Below are 20,769 nucleotides of genomic sequence, written 5' to 3'. Positions count from 1 at the left end.
ACTAAACACTCAAGTAGAGCTTAATATCTGATTAAATTAGCCTTTTTAGAATTAGGCTTCTTTTAGCATTAGTGCCGGTGTTCTGGCGGGATTGGCAAATCGTAATCCTGAATTTTGGGGCGCTGACCACCTCGCTTTCGGTATTGCTTCAACTGGAATACAAATGCCAAAACCTGAGCCACCGCAGTAAACAATCCATCGGGGATCTCTTGTTCTAGCTCGGTAGTATGGTACAGCGCACGAGCAAGTGGCGGAGCAGGTACAATTGTGATGTCATGCTCTCGGGCGACTTCTCGAATCTTCATTGCCATGTGATCGGTGCCTTTAGCGATCACTACCGGCGCACGGTCTGTCTTCTGTTTATAACGAAGCGCAACCGAAAAGTGCTCTGGGTTGGTAACAATAACATCAGCCTGAGGAACATCTGCCATCATACGACGTTGAGCCGCTTCTCTTTGCAGCATACGAATACGTCCTTTGACCTCTGGCTTACCCTCGGTTTCTTTATATTCGTCTTTGACTTCTTGCTTGGTCATTTTTAACTGATCAGCGTGCTGCCAGATTTGAAATGGAATATCGATGGCAACCACGATCAACAGCGAACAGCTGATCAACAAAATAAAGTTCAGCAGAATATCTAAAGCATGGAAGATGTTTTGCGGATACACATCCATACTTAATTGAATCAGATCCGCCTGCGATGCTTGGATCAAATAGATCGCAACACCAGTAACCAAAACCACTTTGAGTATTGATTTGATCAACTCCACCCAGCTTTGCATTCCGACCATCCGCTTTAAACCGCTAAGCGGATTCATTTTCGACAGCTTTGGCATAGCGGCTTGAGCAGAAAAACTGATTCCTCCAACACCCGCAGCACCAATCATGGCGGCAGTAAACAACGTAGCTAGCACCAAAAATAGAGGGAACAACAAATCGGTCATCGCCCCTAAGGCAATGTCAAATAGCTTTGCCGTATCAAAAATCTCTTCTCGTTGAAGATCAAATAAACGGCTCATGATGGAAAACAATGAACGTGCTAACGCCTCGCCAAACCACATCAATGAAATGGCGCCAACGATCAGCACAGATGCTGATGCAAGCTCTTTAGATCGAGCGACCTGCCCCTTTTCTCTGGCTTGTTGTAACCGTCGGGGCGTGGCTTCTTCGGTGCGTTCCTGACCGTCTGATTCTGCCAATTCTTAGCACTCCAAGCGAATGAGTCGACAAATCTGCGCCTCACCCACCGTCCAGAACATTTCATAATGACTGTAAAGGCCAGCCAGTATGTACCAACACAGTAATAGACCCACCATCAACGCAAATGCAAAACCAAGCGAAAAGATATTTAACTGTGGTGCAGCACGGGTCATTACACCAAACGACAAGTTAATGGTAAGTAGTGCAATAATGCCAGATAGAGACATACTCAGTGCCGTTTGGAACATAATACCAAGCCAGCCTGCCATTTCACGGAAATCAACCGCGTTGAGCGAGCCGGAACCAATCGGCAAGGTTTTAAAGCTGAACACGACCAGTTGCAGCATTTTCAAGTGCCCATCGGTGGCAAGGAAAAACATTGTCGTCAAAAACATGAATAGCTGACCAAGCAATGGCGTGTTCTGACCATTTGCGGGATCAACCATAGAAGCGAAACCCAAACTTGACTGCATACCCAATATTTGTCCCAACAAGACAAAGGTTTGAATCATAAATTGAGTGACCATGCCCATCGCAATACCGATGATCATTTGCTCGGCAATGGTCATAAAACCCCGAAACGAGAGCAACTCAATGTCTTGAGGCACTGCAGGGATCGCCGGCATGACGGCAAAAGTGATGGCTAACCCGAGGTAAAGGCGGATTCGTGGTGAGACAAATCGAGCCCCAGTTACCGTCATCACCATCAGCATGGAAGAGATACGAACGTAGGGCCAGAAATAGTTTGCGATCCAATCTAAGACAACGCTAGTGGGGTACTCCATAGGCGCCTCTAATAAAGCACCTGAGGTAAGCGCTCAATCAAGCCATAGAAATATTCCATCAACATTTGCGTCATCCAGTGACCAAATAGCATTAGAGCCAAAAGCGTGACAATCAAACGCGGCAAGAAGCTCAATGTTTGTTCGTTGATGGAAGTCGCAGCTTGGAAAATCGCAACAATAAGGCCGATAAGCAAACTTGGGATGATAATGGCGCAGACCATGATAAGCACCATCCAAAGTGCTTCACGGAAAAGCTCGACAAACATTTCTGGTGTCATGTCTTATCCTCTATCTGCGCTTATCTAAAGGGCAAAACTGCCCGCGAGTGTCGAAAGTATCAAGTTCCAGCCATCGACCAATACAAACAGCATCAACTTGAACGGCAACGAAACAATCATTGGTGACAACATCATCATACCCATTGCCATCAGTACCGACGCTACCACGAGGTCAATAATCAAAAACGGCAAGAAGAGCATAAAACCAATTTGGAATGCAGTTTTTAACTCCGAGGTGATGAAAGCCGGAATCAACACCGCCATCGACACATCTTCTGGGTTCTCAACTTGCTCTCCTGACATGGTTACGAACGTCTCCAAATCTTTGATTCGGGTCTGTTTAAGCATGAACGCTTTCATTGGTGCTTGTGCAGCATCAAACGCTTCTCTTGCAGTGACTTGCTCATTCAAATAAGGCTGAACGGCTTTATCGTTGATTTCGTTCAGGACAGGAGACATAACAAAAAAGGTCAAAAAAAGCGCTATACCAATGATGACCTGATTAGACGGCGTTTGTTGCAAACCCATTGCCTGACGCAATATCGACATCACCACCACAATTCGAGTAAACGACGTCATTAGAATCACCATGGCAGGCAAGAAGCCAAGCATGGTCATTAACGCTAAAATTTGTAGCGTAACCGAGTAATCTTCACTGCCATCTGGGTTTGTGGTCATGGTAAACGCAGGGATTCCACCACCACTAGAAACGGACATAGCACGACTGGCGCCAGTATCACTTTGCATCGCCTGAACAGTGACGCTACCTCCATCGGCCAAGTTGTCAGGCAGAGCAGACTCCTCTGCCTCAGCAAACGAAAATGAAGAAAACAGCACGCCGACGAAAAGCAACAACGTGCTCAGGAGCAAACGAATCGGGTTACCCTTTGTCATGTTTTTTGATCAGTTGGCTAAATTGAGTCGCAAAAGCATTGGTCGCCAACTCTTCCTCTTTCAGTGGCTTATCTAACTTGGCTAACGTTTGGATTGATTGGCTGGTAATTCCAACCAAAAACTGCTCTTCACCCACTTGAACTACGGCGATTCTTTCTTTGGTGCCCACTGGCAACTGACTCACAATACGCAAGCCTTTTTGTTGTCCCATCGCCGGCACTTGCATACGTTTAAGTAGCCAAGCCAACAAAAGAATCACGCCGATCACAAGCACAAGCGAGCCCAGTGTCGTCGCAAGATCCAGATTATTTGGTGCGGCAGCAAATGCATAAGGAGCACTCAGCATTAAGCTCAGTGCTCCGGTGATTTGCTTCAATCGCGTTTTGATTGAGCAGCTCATCTTAACGTAGCTTCTTAATTCGTTCAGTTTGGCTGATCACATCCGTCAAACGGATACCAAACTTATCGTTCACGACCACGACTTCGCCATGCGCAATCAGTGTACCGTTGACTAATACGTCCAATGACTCGCCCGCTAGACGATCCAACTCAACAACCGAACCTTGGTTCAACTGCAATAAGTTCCGAATGCTGATTTGTGAACGACCGACTTCCATCGAAATCGTCACCGGAATATCCATGATGGTGTCGAGTTTACGGCGCTCATCTTCGGTAATTGGGCTTGAAGTGTCTTTTAGCTCTTCCAGTGGCGCGGCCAATACTTCATCTACGTCAACAGAAGGTGCAGACGGGTCTTCGCCAAGAGCGGCTGCCCATTCATCTGCTAGCTTTTGATCGTCACTTGGTTCCATTTTTCTATCCTGTGTTAAGCCTTATTTAATGCCAAAGCATGTCTGTTCAATAAGGTATCTTAATCGTCTATATCGTCTTCATTCTCAAGCTCAGACATGATGTCTTTACCTAAGAAAGCTAAATCTGTTTTGACTACATGTGGGCGCTCAATTTCCTCAGAAATTTGCACCGCTAATTTGTCTTCCGAACGGCCCATTTTTACGCGATAGGTCGGCAGGTCTTCCACAAACATTGTCGCATGTTCTGGCATTTCAATCGGGATGATGTCACCCGGTTGCAATTCCATGAGGTCACGCAAAGAGATGTCTTTTTCAAGCAAGTTAACGCGGAAGTTAACCGGACAATCCATAATCTCTTCACGTAATGCTGAGCTCCAACGGACGTCTGTCTCCATCTTGTCGGACTGAACACCTGCATCCAACAGTTCACGGATCGGCTCAACCATGGAGTAAGGCATAACGACATGAAAATCGCCGCCACCGCCGTCAACTTCTATATGGAATGAACTCACAACAATCACTTCTGTCGGGCTGACAATGTTAGCCATACTTGGGTTAACTTCAGAGTCGAGATATTCGAACTCCACCCCCATCACTGGCGACCACGCTTCTTTGTAGTCTTCAAATACAATCTTCAGCAGCAGCTGAATGATGCGGCGTTCCGTTGGGGTAAATTCGCGCCCTTCGATTTTGGCATGGAATCGACCATCCCCACCAAAGAAGTTTTCTACCAGAATAAAGACTAAGCGAGCCTCCATGGTGATCAACGCTGTACCTTTTAACGGACGAAAACGCACCATGTTCAAACTGGTTGGCACGTACAATGTGTTTTGGTATTCGCCAAACTTCATCATCTGCACGCCATTGATCGACACTTCTGCCGTTTTACGCAGCATATTAAACAGACTAATACGCATGTGTCGTGCAAAGCGCTCGTTGATAAGTTCGAGCGTCGGCATTCGACCACGTACAATCCTGTCTTGCGACGAGAAATCAAAATTGACGGCACCTTCGTTGTCGTTTTCTATCGGTTCATCGACGTCATCAACATCGTCAACCCCGTGCAATAGCGCATCAATTTCGTCTTGGCTTAATAGATCGGTCACGTTTTACCTATTGAATAACAAAATCTGTAAACAGTACTTTTTCAATCACTGGCTTACCGACCGCAGCGTTTAGCGCTGCTTTGATATCTTCGGAAGCACGATCGCGCAATTCCACTCGTCCCGTTGGAGAACGCAACTGATCAACCGTCGCCGAAGCAAACGTTGATAACAAAGAGCTCTCAATTAGTGGCGAATGGTACCGCGCCAACTCTTCATTCTCTGCGCCGCGAACCATTAACTGCGCTTTAATTTGTACCAGTCTGTCGCGACGGTCCCCAGTAACGTTAAATACAAATGCCTGAGGAAGATTCACGTAGGCAATGGGCGAGGCATCTGATGCCTTCGCTTGAACCTGTTGAGACGCTTCAGCCTGAGCTGGTTCATCAGAGCCCATGAGAAAGAACGCTGCTGCACCACCGCCAAGTAGCAATACCACAACAGCGATTATGATGATAAGTAACTTACCTTTTCCTTTCGGCGCATCGGCCCCTTGTAACTGTTCTTCTGCCATTGTTGTCTCTTATTGTTCTTTTAGGTTACCGAGATGCTTAAGGAAGTCGTTTGGTAACCTTGTATTATTGCCTTTAAACGGCCTGTTATGCGTAAAAACTAATTCCATCACGCTTTGAAGCCACATTCAAATCCAGATTGACGTCAGCATCAAAGCTCTCTTCTGATTGTCCAGAAAAACCGCTGCCTTGAGCACTTTGACCATGTTGCTCAGCAGTATACCTACCTTGCTGCTGCCCGCTGTTTTGTTGCTGAACAGAAGAATCAGCCAGTTGCATGCCCTGCTGCGCCAACATCTCTCTCAAGCGAGGAAGCGTCTGTTCAATGATGTCACGCGCTTGCGGGTTGTTCACCGTAAAATGCACATTAGCCACATCGTTGTTCATCGTCATACGAATTTGCATACGACCTAATTCTGGTGGATCAAGACGAATATCGAGGTTTTTTAGGTTCTTCGACATCATCATTTGCACTTTTTCCGCCACTTGCTCATTGGCCAACTCTTTGGTCAGTTGCAACGGAAGCTGAGCTTGCTGCGCGGCATCAATACGCGCTTGTTGCTGCACGTTTGTTCCTTGTTGACCCGCCATCGCCTGAAGCTGCCCCGCTAAACCATGTTGAAGTTCTGGTTTATCTTGCTTATCCGCTGTCGCTTTAAGTGCACCAGCAGTCAATGCGGCATTCACAACTTTCTGGTTAACCTCTCCGTCCTTTACGCCTTGAAGCGCTGTCGGCACATGAGTTGCGGCCAACGCTTCTGGCATCGGAGATACTGCGACTTTATCTGCACTCTGAACAGCTTGCGGCTGAGCTGATTGAGTCGCCAAATGAAGGGCTTGCTGAGACATCCCCATAGGTGTAGCCTGACGAGCCAAATGATGTTGTACTTGCTGCTCGGCAAGAACCTGTTTAACGTCAGTAGGAAGCGCAACAAACTGGGCAAGATCTTGCTCAGGAATATCGGCAATGACCGTCCCTTTTTTCAACCCTTCTATGATCTCTGTTTCTTGCTGAGTCAGTGGTTTTCCCTGCGCCAGTTTGGTATCTATGAGTTCGAGTTCATCCAAAGAAACACGCTGAAGCGCATCAATTTTAGAGCCATCCAAACCCACCTCCAGTGGCGATAGTTCATTGGCAACGTCACCACTGACCATGCCCTTCTCGGTTGGGTGACTGACTTGTTTAGCCAGACCTTGCCAAGTAGCAAACTCAGACGAGAGCTTATCGACATCGATAGGTTGACCATGCTTATCTAAAATTGGCTCTAAGCCTTGCCCGGCCATTGCCTGCACTTGTTCAAGCGATTGAGCTGATGGCATGTCATTCAAAGCAAGTTCATCAATGTCTGTTGTTTGCCCGTTGAACGAGTGTTCTAAACCCGCTCGTTGAGGCAAAACTTTGCCACTATCGATGGATGCATTATTCGCTTTCAAGGTTTGATTCGCTTGTTCAATACGACCAAGCAGCTGTTGTCCTTCACCCATCGCGCTTTTTGCGCCATTAGCAGCTGGAGGTATGTTAGAGAGTGAACCTACTTTCTCAGTGACATCAGCATCATTTTGCGAGTACGCGCCTTGTTTGGCTTCCAGTAGGCTTGCTTCATCACTTTGAATGGTGTTCGCATGCTCTGTCAGAGTGTCGCCAGAGCGGCTTTGCTCTTGATGGCTTTCTTGCGCCAACAACTCTTCGGCGTCGTTACTGCTCGCTTGAGCCACGTCTGTGACCACTTCTTGACTATCAGCTTTGCCAGACGAAAGCTTGTTAATCTCGGCACTATTTTGGTCTTCACCGTTTAGTGATTTCGTTGCTACTTTTTCTGATTTTTGTGAACCTGAAAACGCATCCGTCAAGGTTTCTAAAAATCCCTTGTTCTCCGCATTTTCTGTAGGTGCTTGTGCGGCAGAGTCAGACACTGAGGTCTTGCTCGTCGCAGACACATTGGACAAATTCACATTCATATAGAAATTCTCATTATCAGCAGCTTCGAGCGCTAGGCCGCTGCTAAATTGCACACGGTGGCAAATTTAGGTTATTGGGATGATCATCTACAAAGATATCTGCAAAAATTACGCCAATAACAAGCTCATTGCTGCAATGACAAAACGAGTGTTATAAGTGGAAGCAACATCAACTTTTAAACATTAAAAAGGCTTCGCTCGACGGCTGTAAAGCAACGTTGAAAACTCGTCCATTTGCTTTTGTTCCCGTTTGGCTTCCGCAAGCTGTTTCTCTTTCTCACGCTTTTCGATCATCCACTCATAGGATTTACGTTCTTTGCGTACTGTTAACCAGTATTCTTGACAGTTTTCTACCTGTTCTTTGAAATGACTTTCCGCTTGTTTCTGCTTAGATAACGTTTCGTCTAGCTGAGTGAGAAAGCGATTTAAATGCCCATATTCGCTTGCCGTTAAGCCTGCCTGCCCACGGTCGATAAGCTGTTGGCAATAATCAAGGCGATACTTTTCGATTTGCTCAACCTGACGGTAATAATCTTCAAGTTCAGAACGCGCTTTGTTCAGCGCAAGTACGGCCTGATCTTCACGCTCTTTAGTCTGCTCAAGTAGGAACTCCATCGCATTGTTCATGCGCTATCACCCGCCCAAAATGTTTCTAAGCATGTTGACGCACATATCGTATGGCACCGATTCTTTCATGCTCTGCTGTAAGTATTCGTCTAACTTTGGCTTCAATGTAAACGCGCCATCGATAGCAGGATCGGTGCCCGGCTTGTACGCCCCAATCGAGACCAAATCTTGGTTCTTGCGGCAAATCGACAAGACCTGACGTACCGCTTTCGACATCAGAACATGTTCTTCAGTGGTGATTTGCGGCATAACACGGCTAACCGACTTTTCGACGTCAATCGCAGGATAATGACCTGCATCCGCCATTTCACGGGACAGCACAATGTGACCATCAAGAATTGCCCGCGATGCATCCGCAATCGGGTCTTGTAAATCATCGCCCTCGGTCAACACGGTAAAGAACGCCGTAATTGAGCCTTGTTCGGCGCTTCCGTTACCCGCACGCTCAACCAAAGCAGGTAGCTTGGCGAACACAGAAGGCGGATAGCCTTTTGTCGCTGGCGGCTCACCAACAGAAAGGGCGATTTCACGCTGTGCTTGCGCAAAACGCGTCAAGGAATCCATCAATAACAGAACGTCCAAACCTTGATCGCGAAAGTACTCGGCAATGGTTAAGGCGGTTTGACAGCCTTTCAAACGCATCAATGGTGAAGCATCGGCAGGCGCAGCCACCACGACAGAGCGACGTCGTCCATCCTCACCTAAAATCTCTTCGATAAACTCTTTAACTTCGCGTCCACGCTCACCTATCAGACCGACCACAACAACTTGTGCGGTTGTACCTCGCGTCATCATGCCAAGCGTGACCGATTTACCCACACCAGAGCCGGCAAACAGACCGATACGCTGACCTTTACCTACCGTCAATAATCCGTTAATCGCTTTCAAGCCCACATCAAGTGGCTCTGAAATTGGCTTTCGAGCCAGCGGGTTGATTGGCTCAGCATTAAAAGAGGCGCGATGATCGGTATACAACGGGCCAAGTCCATCAAGCGGATTACCAACCCCGTCAATCACTCGACCAAGCAACTCCATGCCAACAGGCAAGCCAGCGTCACTGGTTAATGGCGTCACTCTAGCGCCAGGCAAAATGCCCGTAATTTGCTCGCTTGGCATCAAAAATAGGTTATCACCTGAAAAACCGACGACCTCGGCTTCCATCTGACCGGACATGGTTTCCACTAAGCATAAACTGCCAATTGGCGCGCGACAGCCTGTCGCTTCCAACGTTAACCCAACCACTCGAACCAGTTTGCCAGAGGCAACTGGGCGCGTCGTTAAGCCTTCAACTTTGTAGTTTCTTAAACGGTCAGCCAATGCTTGCATGGATTATTCACCCTCTTGATGACGGTTTGCACCACAAAAACTGTGCAACACGCTTTTGACGCGCTCTTCCATACGGTAGTTAATGCTTGACTCACCCGCTTCAATTTGGACGTCGCCTCGATTGAGTGATGGCTCAGCAACCAACGTCCAGTTGCGGCAATCAAGGTCTTCTTCGCCGTAGGCTGAACGAATAATCGCAACGTCTTCTGTATTCAGGTGCAAGGTAATAGGGTGACCTGATATTGGCAGCGCTTCAACCGACTGCTTAACCGTGTCTAAAATAATTTGAGGGTTGGTTTGTACTTCGACATGCACGACTTCTTTAACTAAACAGAGCACCATGTCCACCAGCTGCTTTTCAACCTGAGCATTCATTAGCTCTAACGGCTGAGCAAACTGGTTCGCTAAGTTCATAAAGGTTTCAACTTGCTGCTGAATATATTCTTGACCTGCGGTCACGCCTTCGGCTTTTCCAAGCTCCAGCCCTTCAGCATGGCCCGCTTGCAGGCCTTCTTCTTTGCCTTTGTCGTAACCTTGCTTAAAGCCGGCTTCTTGACCTTGATACAAACCTTCCTGATAAGCGCCTTGCTTGATCAGCTCTATCTGCTCTTCGGTTAGCTCAAGTGCTTGCTCTTCTTCTGGTTCTTCAAGATTCGGTACCCAACCCGGGTCATAGTTAAACGCGGTTTGTTTTGCTTGCTTGGCTTTGGGCTCACCGTAATCAGGCAACCCCCAACGTTGTGGTTCGATCATCGAACCATCTTCATCAGGACGGATAAATCCACGTTTTCTTTCGCCAGCCATGGGTTACCTATTATGTATTCGATTAAGAAGTGAGGGTGCTCCGCAATAGGATAATCGCGGAGCAATAGAGATTATAAGAACTCGTCCGCACCGCCAGACAACATGAGTTCGCCTGCATCGGCCATGCGACGAGCGATCGCCAGGATTTCTTTCTGTGCCGCTTCGACATCCGCCACGCGAACTGGCGGCATCGCTTCGATGTCATCACGCATCATCTCAGCCGCTCGTTTCGACATGTTCTTAAATACCTTCTCACGCAGAGAATCGTCGGCACCTTTAAGTGCTTTTTGCAACACGTCTTGTGGCACATCACGCAGCAATTTCTGAATACCTTGATCGTCCACTTCGACTAAGTTTTCGAAGACAAACATCAAGTCTTGAATTTGCGTCGCCATGTCTTCGTCTTGATCGCGAATCTGTTCCATCAACAAACCTTCAACGTTGTTGTCTAGATAGTTCATGATCTCCGCTGCCGCTTTCAGGCCGCCAATCTTGGCTGCTTGAGCGCCAGCTTGACCCGCGAACTGTTTCTCCATGATTTCGTTCAGCTCTGCCAGTGCCGATGGCTGAACTTCTTCAAGGTTGGCAATACGCATCATCAAATCCAAACGCACGCGCTCAGGGAACTGAGACAAAATCTCCGCGGATTGGTCTGCTTCTAAATAAGACAAGACGATGGTTTGGATCTGCGGGTGTTCGTTGACAATGATGCTCGCCACTTGTCGTGGGTCCATCCATTTCAGCGAATCCAAGCCTTTTGAACCCGTACCAAGTAGGATCTGGTCAACCAAGTTGTTGGCTTTGTCTTCACCAAGAGCCGCCACCAGCGCATTACGCATGAAGTCTTCGCTGCCCATGCCGATGTTGGTGTATTTCTGGATGTCCTCCAAAAACGCACGGTGAACGGCTGACACCTTGTCTTGGCTGAGATCTTTCGCCTTAGCCATCGCACTACCCACACGCTGGACCTGTTTTGGCTCTAGGTGACGAATAATGCCAGCGGCATCTTGTTCATTGAGGCTCAGTAGCAAAATTGCTGCTTTTTCTTCGCCAGTAATGGTTGAGACATCCAGCTCAACTGGCATTCCCGCGGCGTTGTCATCTTGAGGTACGATATCGTTAGCCATTGTCATTCATCCAGTTTTTCACTACTTGAGCAGCAAGTTCAGGTTCATTCGCAACCAGAGCGCGAACCGCTTTCAATACATCTTCATCTTTATGAAGGTTTGGCAAATCAATACTTGAACCAAACTCAAACAGTTCGCTGCTTTCAATGTCGCTGCCAATCAGGCTAGTTTCACCATCCGCGCCAATCGGCAAGCCGTCTGGTCCGTACATTTCGTCTTCGTCATCACTGGTAGGGTTAAGCAATTTCTTCATTGCTGGGCGAACCAGAACCAACACAACAACGATGATCACCAATGCACTTGCGAACCAACGAACCCAGTCACTGAAGTTAGGGTGCTCCCAAATTGGTGGTTCTTCCAGCTGTTCAGCCTCAGGCTCTGCAAACTTCACACTCAGTACATTCAACAAATCACCACGGCCTTGGTCAAAACCGACCGTACCAATTAAGACTTGGCGAATGGCATTGATTTCCGATTCGGACATAGGGGTATAGGTCACTTCTCCCGTATCTGGGTTGACCTGACGACGGTCCTTAATCGCAACAGAAACTGTCTGACGAGCAACCGTCCCTGTCTGCTTACGCTCATGGCTGATGGTGGTATCAAGCTCAAAGTTACGCGTGGATTCTTTACGCACCGAACCCTGTCCCATGACAGAACCGTCTTTCATCTGAGCCACATCTTGCGGAATAGAGGCATCCGCTGGAGGCTGATTACTTAACGCCCCCGGAATACCCGCTACCATATTGCCGTTATTGTAATCTTCTAATGCGTACTCACTGCGGGTTGCAGGGGTATTGGGATCAAAGCGTTTGCGAGTTTGTTCAACCGCGCTGAAATCCATTTGGATATCGACCTGCGCCGTGTAGTTGCCATAACCTAAAATAGGTAATAGCACTGAATCAATTTTTTCACGCAGCGCTTGTTCCTGGCTACGCTCTAATTCTTGCTCTTTGCGTCGCGCAGCAGAAGCAGGGTCTTGAGAGCCTGAACTGAGCAAACGACCATGCTGATCTGTGACGGTAATGCGGGAAGTTTTCATTCCCGGAACGGCACTCGCCACCATGTCGACGATAGAATCAACTTCTTGCTGTTTGAGGTTCGTACCAGTCGACAGTGTCAAAAATACGGACGCTGATGCTTCTTGGTTATGACGCACAAAAACACTGTGCTTTGGTAGCGCCAATAAGACTCGCGCTTTACGAACTTGCTTCATTTCCTCAATCGCTTGAGCCAACTGACGTTCTCGACTGAGTTTAAGGCGCTCTTGCTCTAAACGTTGTGATACGCCAAAGCCCATATCTTGCAGCAAAATATCATCGCCCGCCTCTGTGGCTTGGTTTACGCCCGAGCGAACCATGCCAAGTTTGATCGAGTTGTATTCGCTCGATTCAACAGAAATGGTATTACCATCAAGCTTGTAATTGATTTTTTGCTGGTCCAGATAATCCAAAACGGGGATCAACTCTTCGGTCTCATACGCTCCAAGCGGGCGCATCTCCGGCTCTTTGACCCAAAAGAACAGCATCACGATCAATGCAACACAGATGGAGATTGACAGCACAAGTACAACTTGACGAAGTAAATCAAGGTCACCCACTGCCATATCAAATTTTGACGCACTGCGCTCCTCTAGATCTGGATTTTGACTCTCCACATCTACGTCGGAACTTGCTACCAGTGCACCATCTGAGCCGCCTTCAGTGACGGTTAAATCTGTAGACTTGTCTGCCACACTTATTACCTAAATTACACTGGCATGTTCATGAGGTCTTTATACGCCTCAACGAGTTTATTGCGAATTTGAACCGTCGCATCAAAAGCGACACTAGACTTGTTACGAGCAATCATAACGTCAGAAAGGGAAACATCGGCATCACCACGATCAAAACGGGTTTGTAAGTCACCGGATGCTTTTTGAAGTGTGTTCACGTTATTGATGGCTTTAGTTAGGAGATCATTAAAATCTGCTCCAACTTTCGCCCCACTTGCAGTAGGAGCAGTATTGGTTGCTTCTACCATCATGGCGCGCATTTCTGCCTGAATACCATCAACTTTCATTAGCACCTCTAAGCCAAAAGATTGACTATTAACAAAACTGATTATTAACACAGCAATTAACGTGCCATAAGACATTAGTTAGCGGTTTGCTTACACTTTTTGTCTTATGGCGATTGCACATATTAATTTGGGATATCTATACCAGCATCACGCATTTTGGCAAGTTTGTAGCGCAAGGTTCGTGGGCTTATGCCCAGTTTCTCCGCCATTTCTTTGCGTCGGCCGTTACACTCCACCAAGGTTTCCAAAATAATGGCGTATTCTTGGTCACGCAGCTCGCTGCCCAAGCCCTCCCCGCCAGATACCGGACGGTTCACACTCTCAGGTTGAGCGACTGGCTTAACATTAGGTACAACCATCTCTGCATTTTGAACCACATGCTGCAAGCTGTTGGCATCTTGCCAATCCACCCCTTCTAGTAAGATGTGCTCAGCGTCGATATCACCATTCTCACTTAAGATAAGAGCTCGTTGCACCACGTTATCCAGCTCACGAACGTTACCTGGCCAAGGGTATTGCAGCAGTTTTTCTACCGCAACGGCTGAAAATTGAGGCACTGGCATCCCCATCTTGCTGCAATGACGCTCAGCAAGATGCTTGGCAAGTGGCGCAATATCGCCTTTGCGTTCGTTCAGTGCTGGCCACGCAATTGGGAACACATTCAGGCGGTAGTATAAATCTTCACGGAAGTTGCCTTCTGAGACGTACTGCTTGAGATCACGGTTACTGGTCGCCAGCACGCGTACATCCAGCTTGATGCTCTTACGACTGCCAAGGCGCTCCACTTCACGCTCTTGCAAAACACGTAATAGTTTCGCTTGCAGGTTTAAGTCCATTTCGCTGATTTCATCCAGCAAGATTGTGCCGCCTTGCGCTTGTTCAAACTTACCCGGACACGCTTGAACAGCGCCAGTGAACGCGCCTTTCTCATAACCAAATAGTGTCGCTTCCAGCATGTTATCTGGAATTGCCGCACAGTTGATCGCAACGAATGGACCATCTTTACGGTTTGATGCGTTGTGAATATAACGCGACATCACTTCTTTACCTGAGCCACTCGGACCTAGCACCATAACATTCGCATCTGTTCGTGCCACTTTATCGGCCAAAGCAAGTAGACGCAGACTTTTTTCATCTGCCACGACCGCGTCACCATTGTCATCGCTTTTGATCGGTGCATATCGACTGACCATATTTAGCAACACTTCTGGTGCAAATGGTTTCGCCATGTAGTCAATCGCGCCGTCTTTCATTGCCGACACGGCATCTTCAATGTTGGCGTACGCCGTCATTAACAGTACTGGTAAGTTAGGCCAATTCTGCTTGATATTTTTGAGCAGAGCCAACCCACCCATACCTGCCATTTGCACGTCAGAAACGACGATATCGACAGTATTCGATTTGAGTTTTAGTAGTGCGTCTTCCGCACAGTCAGCTTCTAACCACTCATACCCTGCCAGAGCCAGAGTATCCACTAGGGCTTCACGAAGACCTTCATCGTCTTCTACGATCAGCACTTTGCTTTGCGCCATTCTGATTCTCCAGTAATTGTTATTACCAGAAGCTGCTTACTGCGCTTCTGGTTGCACTCGCTCTAGCGGAATGCACATGGTAAAGCAGGCTCCATCACCCTGCTCTGAAATAAGTTCCAATCGACCGTCATGGGCACGGCAAACCATCTGAACAACAGCCAGCCCTAACCCGGTTCCTTGAGAACGCGTGGTAAAAAATGGCTCCATAATTTTGGCTTGTAGTTCTTCAGGTACACCCGGTCCGCTGTCTTGCACTGAAATGCGCAACTCGCCATTTACCGGGCGGAAAAAAATATCGACTTGCGACTCTTTACCAGACATCTGAATCGCATTCATGACAAGGTTGCTCAACGCGGATGCAATCGCATTCGCATTGCCTAGCAACTCAGTTTGTTCTTCTTCCACTTCTAGGCAGTAATCAATACCGTTATTTTTTAGCGCGGTTTCGACCATCGGCTGATATTCCGCCACCAACTGAGCAATCGTAAATGGCTTAATGACTTTATTATCACCACCTTTAGCAAAAAGCAGCATATCATTAACCTGCTTTTCCAAATCGTGCAGTCGATCCATTAATTTGGTTTGAAAGCGATCCCTTGTCGCTGGTGGAAGGTTTGGCGCTCCCAAATTGGATGCATATAGCATGGCGCTCGATAGCGGCGTTCTTACTTGATGAGCAAGTGACGCTACCATACGCCCTAACGACGACAAGCGTTGTAAATCACTCACACGAGCTTGAAGTAAGCGAGTTTCGGTTAAATCGGTAATCAGGATCAATTGACCTGTCGTAGAAGCCGAAATGGCTAATCGAACTTTACGACCATTCCGCAGGGAAACTTCGTGACCATCATCCTCACGAGGATCAAACACCGCCTGAATAATGTTGAACCATTTTTCATTAACCAGTGGAATCTCAAGAATTCGGTGCGCCTCTGGGTTTGCTTCACGCACTATGCCGAACGTGTCGAGCAGAATCACTCCGGCAGGCATCACATCAAGCACCTGCTTATAGCGCTCAACCTGATTTTCTACGGAATCTAAATGGGATTGGTTGGTGTTGTTATCCATTACTGCCTGTCGAAATATCGCCGCTAAAACTAAAATAGCTTGGTAAGCAATTAGCGTACCAAGCTATTTTTTATATTTATCATGACGTTAAGTCATCGACAATAAGTTGACACCCTCAGATAACGGTTTTTGGTGTCAGAAAAACGATGCTAAATAGCCCAAATGATTTAGATATCGTCTTAAATCTCAACGTTGCCTAGCGTTGTAAGTTGTACTTACGCATTTTTTCCACCAACGTTGTGCGTCGCATACCCAACATATCAGCGGCTCGTGCCACGACTCCACCTTGTGCTTCTAACGCTTGGCTGATCATATTAACTTCTAAATCAGCCAACAGCTCTTTCAGATTTACACCTTCAGGCGGCAGCGCTTGCGGAGCGTTCATGCTGTGGTCAAGATCGTCTTGATCATCAAAGCTAAAGTCTTCTGAGAAGATGTCTTGGAACACATCACGCTCTTGTTCTTCAACCGAAATAAACGGATTACTTTCTGGTTGGAACTCCGGGATATCACTGTAGCGATATTTGGTTGGTAAGTGGTTTACATCGACCAAGCTATTTGGGTACAGAATGATCATTCGCTCAACAAGGTTGGCTAACTCACGCACGTTCCCCGGCCAATTGTGCTCCATCAGTGAATTGATCGCACGAGGGGTAAAACAGATAGGCTGACCACCCTCCGCTTCCAGACGCGTCATCAATTCTTGCAGCAGCAATGGAATATCTTGTTTGCGCTCTTTCAGCGCAGGCATCTCGATTGGAAACACGTTCAAACGATAGAACAAGTCTTCTCGGAACGTGCCTTCTTCAATCATACTTTCTAGATTACGGTGTGTTGCCGCGACAACTCGAACATTGACCTTGATGGTGCTATTGCCACCCACGCGTTCGAAGCAGCGCTCTTGCAATACGCGAAGTAACTTCACTTGCATCGACATCGGCATATCGCCAATCTCATCAAGAAAGATCGTGCCACCGTCTGCGAGCTCAAATCGACCTTTACGCGCCGTTAACGCACCAGTAAACGCGCCTTTTTCGTGGCCAAACAATTCACTTTCTAGAAGCTCAGGCGGTATTGCACCACAGTTAATGGGCACAAAGGCACCACTGCTGTAGGACGAATGATAGTGAATGTTACGCGCAACGACTTCTTTACCAGTACCAGATTCACCCAAGATCAACACGTTTGCCTCAGTGTCTGAGACTTGCTCGATCAGGTGACGAACTTCTTGAATACCTCTGCTTTGACCAACTAAGCTGCGAAAAAGCGTGTTTTTTCGTGCACTGGCAACGACATTGACCCCTTTTCGACCCAGAAAATCTTTGCAGTGGCGTAACGCCTCACTAAGCTGTGGGTAATTAAGAGGTAGTTCTAGCTCACCTACAAAATTTGGAAGATCATCCACGGGCAACGGAAATCGGCCCATGACTAAAAGTGGGATGTGGTAGGCGCTGTTTAAATGAGAGATAACCGTATTCGCCGCTTGACCTGCTGGAATGTTACCAACAATACAGCACGACCATACGCTAGACCAATCAACATCGCTGAGCTGATCAGAACTGACCGCTTCGCAATTTTCTCCAACAAATTCCAATATATTGCTTAAATTTAAACGACTTGATGCGTCATCATCAATTACAAGCAGCTTTGCCAAACCTTGCATAAGTAAGAATGATTGCCTTTATTTTAGGTGCGTTGCGGCCAAACCTTGATTTGCGCAATTGGGTGCTAAAAGAAGGCAGAACCACCACACTCAATTTACGATAGACAAAATAGGAAAATCAGCAACAAAAAAAGCCATTAGGGCTACTAATGGCTTCTATTTTATTTGAATATAAAAATAAGGCAACCAAGCAATAAAGAGGTGTGAGCTTGATAGAAACTTTGCTACACAACTCGTTGCGCAATTGACAAATATATTCCTCTAATATCTTAACGCGTTGTTTTGGTTATTAAATACCGACTTCAGCTGCTGTAAGATTATGAAACTCTGTAGGGATTTGGTCCCAAGCGGATTTGATCTCACGGATAATGTCGATAACGTCGTCGATCAGTTGAGGATCATTTTGATGGTTAGCAGCTGAAATTTGCGTGATCATAAACTCATAGAGTGAATCTAAGTTTGAAGCAATATCACCACCGTCATCCATCGATAGACAGCTACGTAGCGCAATAATGATGTCTAGCGCTTTACCTAAACGCTCACCTTTTGCTGGAATGTTGCCTGCTTGCATGGCCGCTTTACCTTGAATAAGGCGCTCAATCGCACCAGCCATAAGCATTTGAATGACTTTGTGCGGAGAAGCCGCGCTTAGCTGGCTGTCGACTGATACCTTTTTGTATGCTTGCAAAGAACCGCGCATAGTAATCCTCTTTTAAATAAATTTTTTGTACTGCTGAAGCGAACGCTGGCCATAACGAAACTTATGAAGTTCTTTTCCGACCTTTGACGTTTCCGATTGCATCAGCTCGACAATTCTTTTGGTACGAGTAAGCAACGCTTGCCACTCTGCATCCTGCTTAACCAAAGGATTTTGATGAATAATTGGTAACAGGTTCTGCAATAACCGTTCCCTGATATCGACCAAGCGAAGAATTTCTTCAGTATTAAAGTCGACTTTTTCCAATTCTTGCGTAATTAGTTGATCTATATCACTAATATCTATGAGTTCCTTTTGCATTTATTAACCCAACGCACTCATTAAGGCACCTAACTGACCTTGCATTTTGCCAGTCGCATCTTGCATGGCGGTAAACTTCGCGTGAGTGCGCTTTTCTAGGCTTTCCATGCGGCGATCTAATGCCGCTTGATCATCACTCAAACGATAATTTTGTTCTGTAAGACTTTTTTCTCGAGTACGAATGCTGCCTGTAATGCCTGTAATACCATGAATCGCGTCTTCGACTCGTTTAGCAAAACCTGTGTTGCCACCGAAGAACTTTTCTAGCTCGTTGAAGTTGTTGTTCAACTGACGATCCAACATGTCATAGTTGATTTCTAAGGTACCTTGACGCGTGGTAGTAATGCCAAATTCAGTTAATGACTTTAGGTTTTCAGGCGCTTTATCAATTTGAGTGGAAAATACCGATTTTAATCGTGAGTCTGCGCTGCGTACGGTACTGTCACCCGACAACGGTCCTTTTTGACCAGTGACCGGATCCACACTCGCCAACGCTTGAGACGTTTGATAAAACGAGTTATACGCAGCCACAAAGTTTTCGATGTCGTTACGCACACTCTGACGATCGTATTCGACGCCAATTTCAGCAGGTGGCTTGTTCGGTTCTGATTTGCCTTTAAGTGTTAAATCAACACCTTCTATGGCATCTTCAATCACATTGTTGTGACTAGATAGCTTTGCTACTCCATCAAGCAGAACTTCTGAATCTTGCCCTGCTTGTACCTCTGTCATACCAAGGTATTCTTCAAAAGCAGATTGCGCTTTTGCGATTTTCGCTTCTGCTTCATCAATTTTTTCTAAACGTTCACGCTCTTGAGGATCCAGCTTAGCGCGATGAATTTGTTTCGCTTGCTCTTCGGTCAATTCACCACGTTCAACTTTTGCGTCTAGCGCTTGTTTTTCACTCGCAATTTTTTGCTCAATTTCAGCTTTTTCTTGCTCAAGAAGCTGCTTGGCCTCTTTCGTCGTAACGTAAGAGTCGGTTAATGTGCCTGATGCCGCATTACTCCAACCCGGTACATCTGGTGCCTTCTCTATTGCTTTCTCGTCGAGTTCGAGCTCTGGCTCTTCATAAGAATCCAGCAAAGTGCCTGACGCAGTTTCTGTCCACCCTGGAATTCGGTCTTCAGGGCGCAAACTTGCGCGTCGGTTGGCTTCATCAATCGCTTCCTGCCCAGCTTTAGCGGCTTCTGCACCCGCAGCAGAGATTGGCTCTTGGGAGCCATCATCTTGTCCATTTTCTGCCGCTTTTTGCTCTTCTGGAGGTAGAGGATTGCCGTTTGCATCCAGTTCTACTGGTTGCTCTGGGAATTGAAGAGGACCTAACACTTCTTCCGCCGCTGAACGAGCTTCTTCAAGCGCATTAACACGGTCTTCAAGTGTTTGATATTCGAAATACTTTAGAGGGTTGCCTTTGTCGGCCTCCACACTGACTCTGATTTGATGATCCTTACCAGAGAGATTTGAGGCAAGGATAAGGCGTGGTCCTTCAACGTCGTTAATGAGAGATGCTCGAACACCGGGGTTGTCTTTTGAGCCATTGATGCCGCGTACGACATCTGCGAGCTTGGAGCTCGAACGAACGTTCACGTTGAAGGTGTCATCACCAAGCGAAATCTGCAGCTTACCAGGGCCAAACTTTGCGTCTTCTGGCAGTACGTCAGAAGCGACTTTGTGGCTCTGGGCAAGCTGCAACACATCGATAGCATATTTGCCAGCGATAGCATCTGTAGTTGCAGTAGCAGATACGATATTGTCGTCTGTCGTTTCAACAGTACGAACGGCAAACGCTTTCTCTTGACGAAAGTTCGCCATGAGATTTTTCATCGTATCCAGTGATTCTCTGAGTCGCCCGTAGGCACTGATACTGGCATTAATTGTCGTGCGCTCGTTGTCAATGCGTTGCTGCTTTGGTACGCGTTCGGCATCCACAATTTTGCTGACCATGGAATTGATATCCATGCCGCCAGACATCCCCAAAGGGCCTAAACTCATCAAAT

21 protein-coding genes are annotated in these 20,769 nt (G+C 47.0%); all 21 read right to left on the bottom strand.

Going from position 1 to position 20,769, the window contains the following annotated elements; genetic code table 11:
* Positions 1 to 68: 68 nt before the first annotated feature.
* The 21 genes from flhB to fliD all read right to left on the bottom strand — a co-directional run bounded on the left by flhB (position 69) and on the right by fliD (position 20,764).
* On the bottom strand, positions 69 to 1,199 hold the full coding sequence (gene flhB / locus D8S93_RS02175) for a flagellar biosynthesis protein FlhB (RefSeq protein WP_006741705.1): 1,131 nt from the start codon (positions 1,197 to 1,199) through the stop codon (positions 69 to 71).
* Between the two features lie 3 nt (positions 1,200 to 1,202).
* Entirely contained in the window at positions 1,203 to 1,985 is a 783-nt protein-coding gene (gene fliR, locus D8S93_RS02170) for a flagellar biosynthetic protein FliR (protein ID WP_005384463.1), read from the bottom strand.
* A gap of 8 nt (positions 1,986 to 1,993) precedes the next feature.
* Positions 1,994 to 2,263, bottom strand: a complete 270-nt coding sequence (fliQ, locus tag D8S93_RS02165) for a flagellar biosynthesis protein FliQ (protein WP_012841532.1) — start codon at positions 2,261 to 2,263, stop codon at positions 1,994 to 1,996.
* A 24-nt stretch (positions 2,264 to 2,287) separates the two neighbouring features.
* Positions 2,288 to 3,157: a flagellar type III secretion system pore protein FliP gene (gene fliP / locus D8S93_RS02160; RefSeq protein ID WP_152811797.1), complete on the bottom strand. Its 870-nt coding sequence runs from the start codon at positions 3,155 to 3,157 to the stop codon at positions 2,288 to 2,290.
* Positions 3,144 to 3,557, bottom strand: coding sequence for a flagellar biosynthetic protein FliO (fliO, locus tag D8S93_RS02155; RefSeq protein ID WP_152811796.1), 414 nt, complete (start codon positions 3,555 to 3,557; stop codon positions 3,144 to 3,146). Before fliO ends, fliP begins: the two co-directional genes overlap by 14 nt.
* Before the next feature lies 1 nt (position 3,558).
* Complete coding sequence (gene fliN / locus D8S93_RS02150; RefSeq protein ID WP_012841530.1) at positions 3,559 to 3,969, bottom strand: flagellar motor switch protein FliN; 411 nt, start codon at positions 3,967 to 3,969, stop codon at positions 3,559 to 3,561.
* A 59-nt stretch (positions 3,970 to 4,028) separates the two neighbouring features.
* A complete protein-coding gene (fliM, locus tag D8S93_RS02145) occupies positions 4,029 to 5,075 on the bottom strand; it encodes a flagellar motor switch protein FliM (RefSeq protein ID WP_006741703.1) in 1,047 nt (348 codons plus the stop codon).
* Positions 5,076 to 5,082: 7 nt separating this feature from the next.
* Positions 5,083 to 5,586 (bottom strand): flagellar basal body-associated protein FliL, encoded by a 504-nt coding sequence (gene fliL, locus D8S93_RS02140; RefSeq protein WP_012841529.1) that lies wholly within the window; start codon positions 5,584 to 5,586, stop codon positions 5,083 to 5,085.
* A gap of 85 nt (positions 5,587 to 5,671) precedes the next feature.
* Positions 5,672 to 7,543 carry a flagellar hook-length control protein FliK gene (locus D8S93_RS02135; protein ID WP_152811795.1) on the bottom strand — a complete coding sequence of 624 codons (1,872 nt, stop codon included), beginning with the start codon at positions 7,541 to 7,543 and terminating at the stop codon, positions 5,672 to 5,674.
* A gap of 183 nt (positions 7,544 to 7,726) precedes the next feature.
* Positions 7,727 to 8,170, bottom strand: coding sequence for a flagellar export protein FliJ (gene fliJ, locus D8S93_RS02130; RefSeq protein WP_012841527.1), 444 nt, complete (start codon positions 8,168 to 8,170; stop codon positions 7,727 to 7,729).
* 6 nt (positions 8,171 to 8,176) lie between these two features.
* A complete protein-coding gene (gene fliI / locus D8S93_RS02125; RefSeq protein WP_006741701.1) occupies positions 8,177 to 9,496 on the bottom strand; it encodes a flagellar protein export ATPase FliI in 1,320 nt (439 codons plus the stop codon).
* Positions 9,497 to 9,499: 3 nt separating this feature from the next.
* Positions 9,500 to 10,300, bottom strand: coding sequence for a flagellar assembly protein FliH (gene fliH, locus D8S93_RS02120; protein WP_152811794.1), 801 nt, complete (start codon positions 10,298 to 10,300; stop codon positions 9,500 to 9,502).
* Positions 10,301 to 10,371: 71 nt separating this feature from the next.
* Positions 10,372 to 11,427: a flagellar motor switch protein FliG gene (fliG, locus tag D8S93_RS02115; protein ID WP_012841526.1), complete on the bottom strand. Its 1,056-nt coding sequence runs from the start codon at positions 11,425 to 11,427 to the stop codon at positions 10,372 to 10,374.
* Positions 11,420 to 13,162, bottom strand: a complete 1,743-nt coding sequence (gene fliF, locus D8S93_RS02110) for a flagellar basal-body MS-ring/collar protein FliF (RefSeq protein ID WP_006741698.1) — start codon at positions 13,160 to 13,162, stop codon at positions 11,420 to 11,422. Before fliF ends, fliG begins: the two co-directional genes overlap by 8 nt.
* 14 nt (positions 13,163 to 13,176) lie before the next feature.
* Complete coding sequence (gene fliE, locus D8S93_RS02105; RefSeq protein ID WP_012841525.1) at positions 13,177 to 13,488, bottom strand: flagellar hook-basal body complex protein FliE; 312 nt, start codon at positions 13,486 to 13,488, stop codon at positions 13,177 to 13,179.
* A 122-nt stretch (positions 13,489 to 13,610) separates the two neighbouring features.
* Positions 13,611 to 15,020, bottom strand: coding sequence for a sigma-54-dependent transcriptional regulator (locus D8S93_RS02100; RefSeq protein ID WP_046875536.1), 1,410 nt, complete (start codon positions 15,018 to 15,020; stop codon positions 13,611 to 13,613).
* A 36-nt stretch (positions 15,021 to 15,056) separates the two neighbouring features.
* On the bottom strand, positions 15,057 to 16,088 hold the full coding sequence (locus D8S93_RS02095) for a sensor histidine kinase (RefSeq protein WP_006741696.1): 1,032 nt from the start codon (positions 16,086 to 16,088) through the stop codon (positions 15,057 to 15,059).
* A gap of 196 nt (positions 16,089 to 16,284) precedes the next feature.
* On the bottom strand, positions 16,285 to 17,751 hold the full coding sequence (locus tag D8S93_RS02090; RefSeq protein ID WP_006741695.1) for a sigma-54 dependent transcriptional regulator: 1,467 nt from the start codon (positions 17,749 to 17,751) through the stop codon (positions 16,285 to 16,287).
* 289 nt (positions 17,752 to 18,040) lie between these two features.
* On the bottom strand, positions 18,041 to 18,451 hold the full coding sequence (gene fliS / locus D8S93_RS02085; protein WP_012841524.1) for a flagellar export chaperone FliS: 411 nt from the start codon (positions 18,449 to 18,451) through the stop codon (positions 18,041 to 18,043).
* 12 nt (positions 18,452 to 18,463) lie between these two features.
* A complete protein-coding gene (locus D8S93_RS02080; protein WP_152811792.1) occupies positions 18,464 to 18,769 on the bottom strand; it encodes a flagellar protein FliT in 306 nt (101 codons plus the stop codon).
* Positions 18,770 to 18,772: 3 nt separating this feature from the next.
* On the bottom strand, positions 18,773 to 20,764 hold the full coding sequence (gene fliD / locus D8S93_RS02075) for a flagellar filament capping protein FliD (RefSeq protein ID WP_006741694.1): 1,992 nt from the start codon (positions 20,762 to 20,764) through the stop codon (positions 18,773 to 18,775).
* Positions 20,765 to 20,769: the final 5 nt, after the last annotated feature.

This window comes from Vibrio sp. VGrn 2 (genome assembly GCF_009361695.1).
GTDB lineage: Bacteria > Pseudomonadota > Gammaproteobacteria > Enterobacterales > Vibrionaceae > Vibrio > Vibrio diabolicus.
Note: the sequence above shows the minus strand (reverse complement) of the source record. Positions and strands in the feature narration are given on the sequence as shown.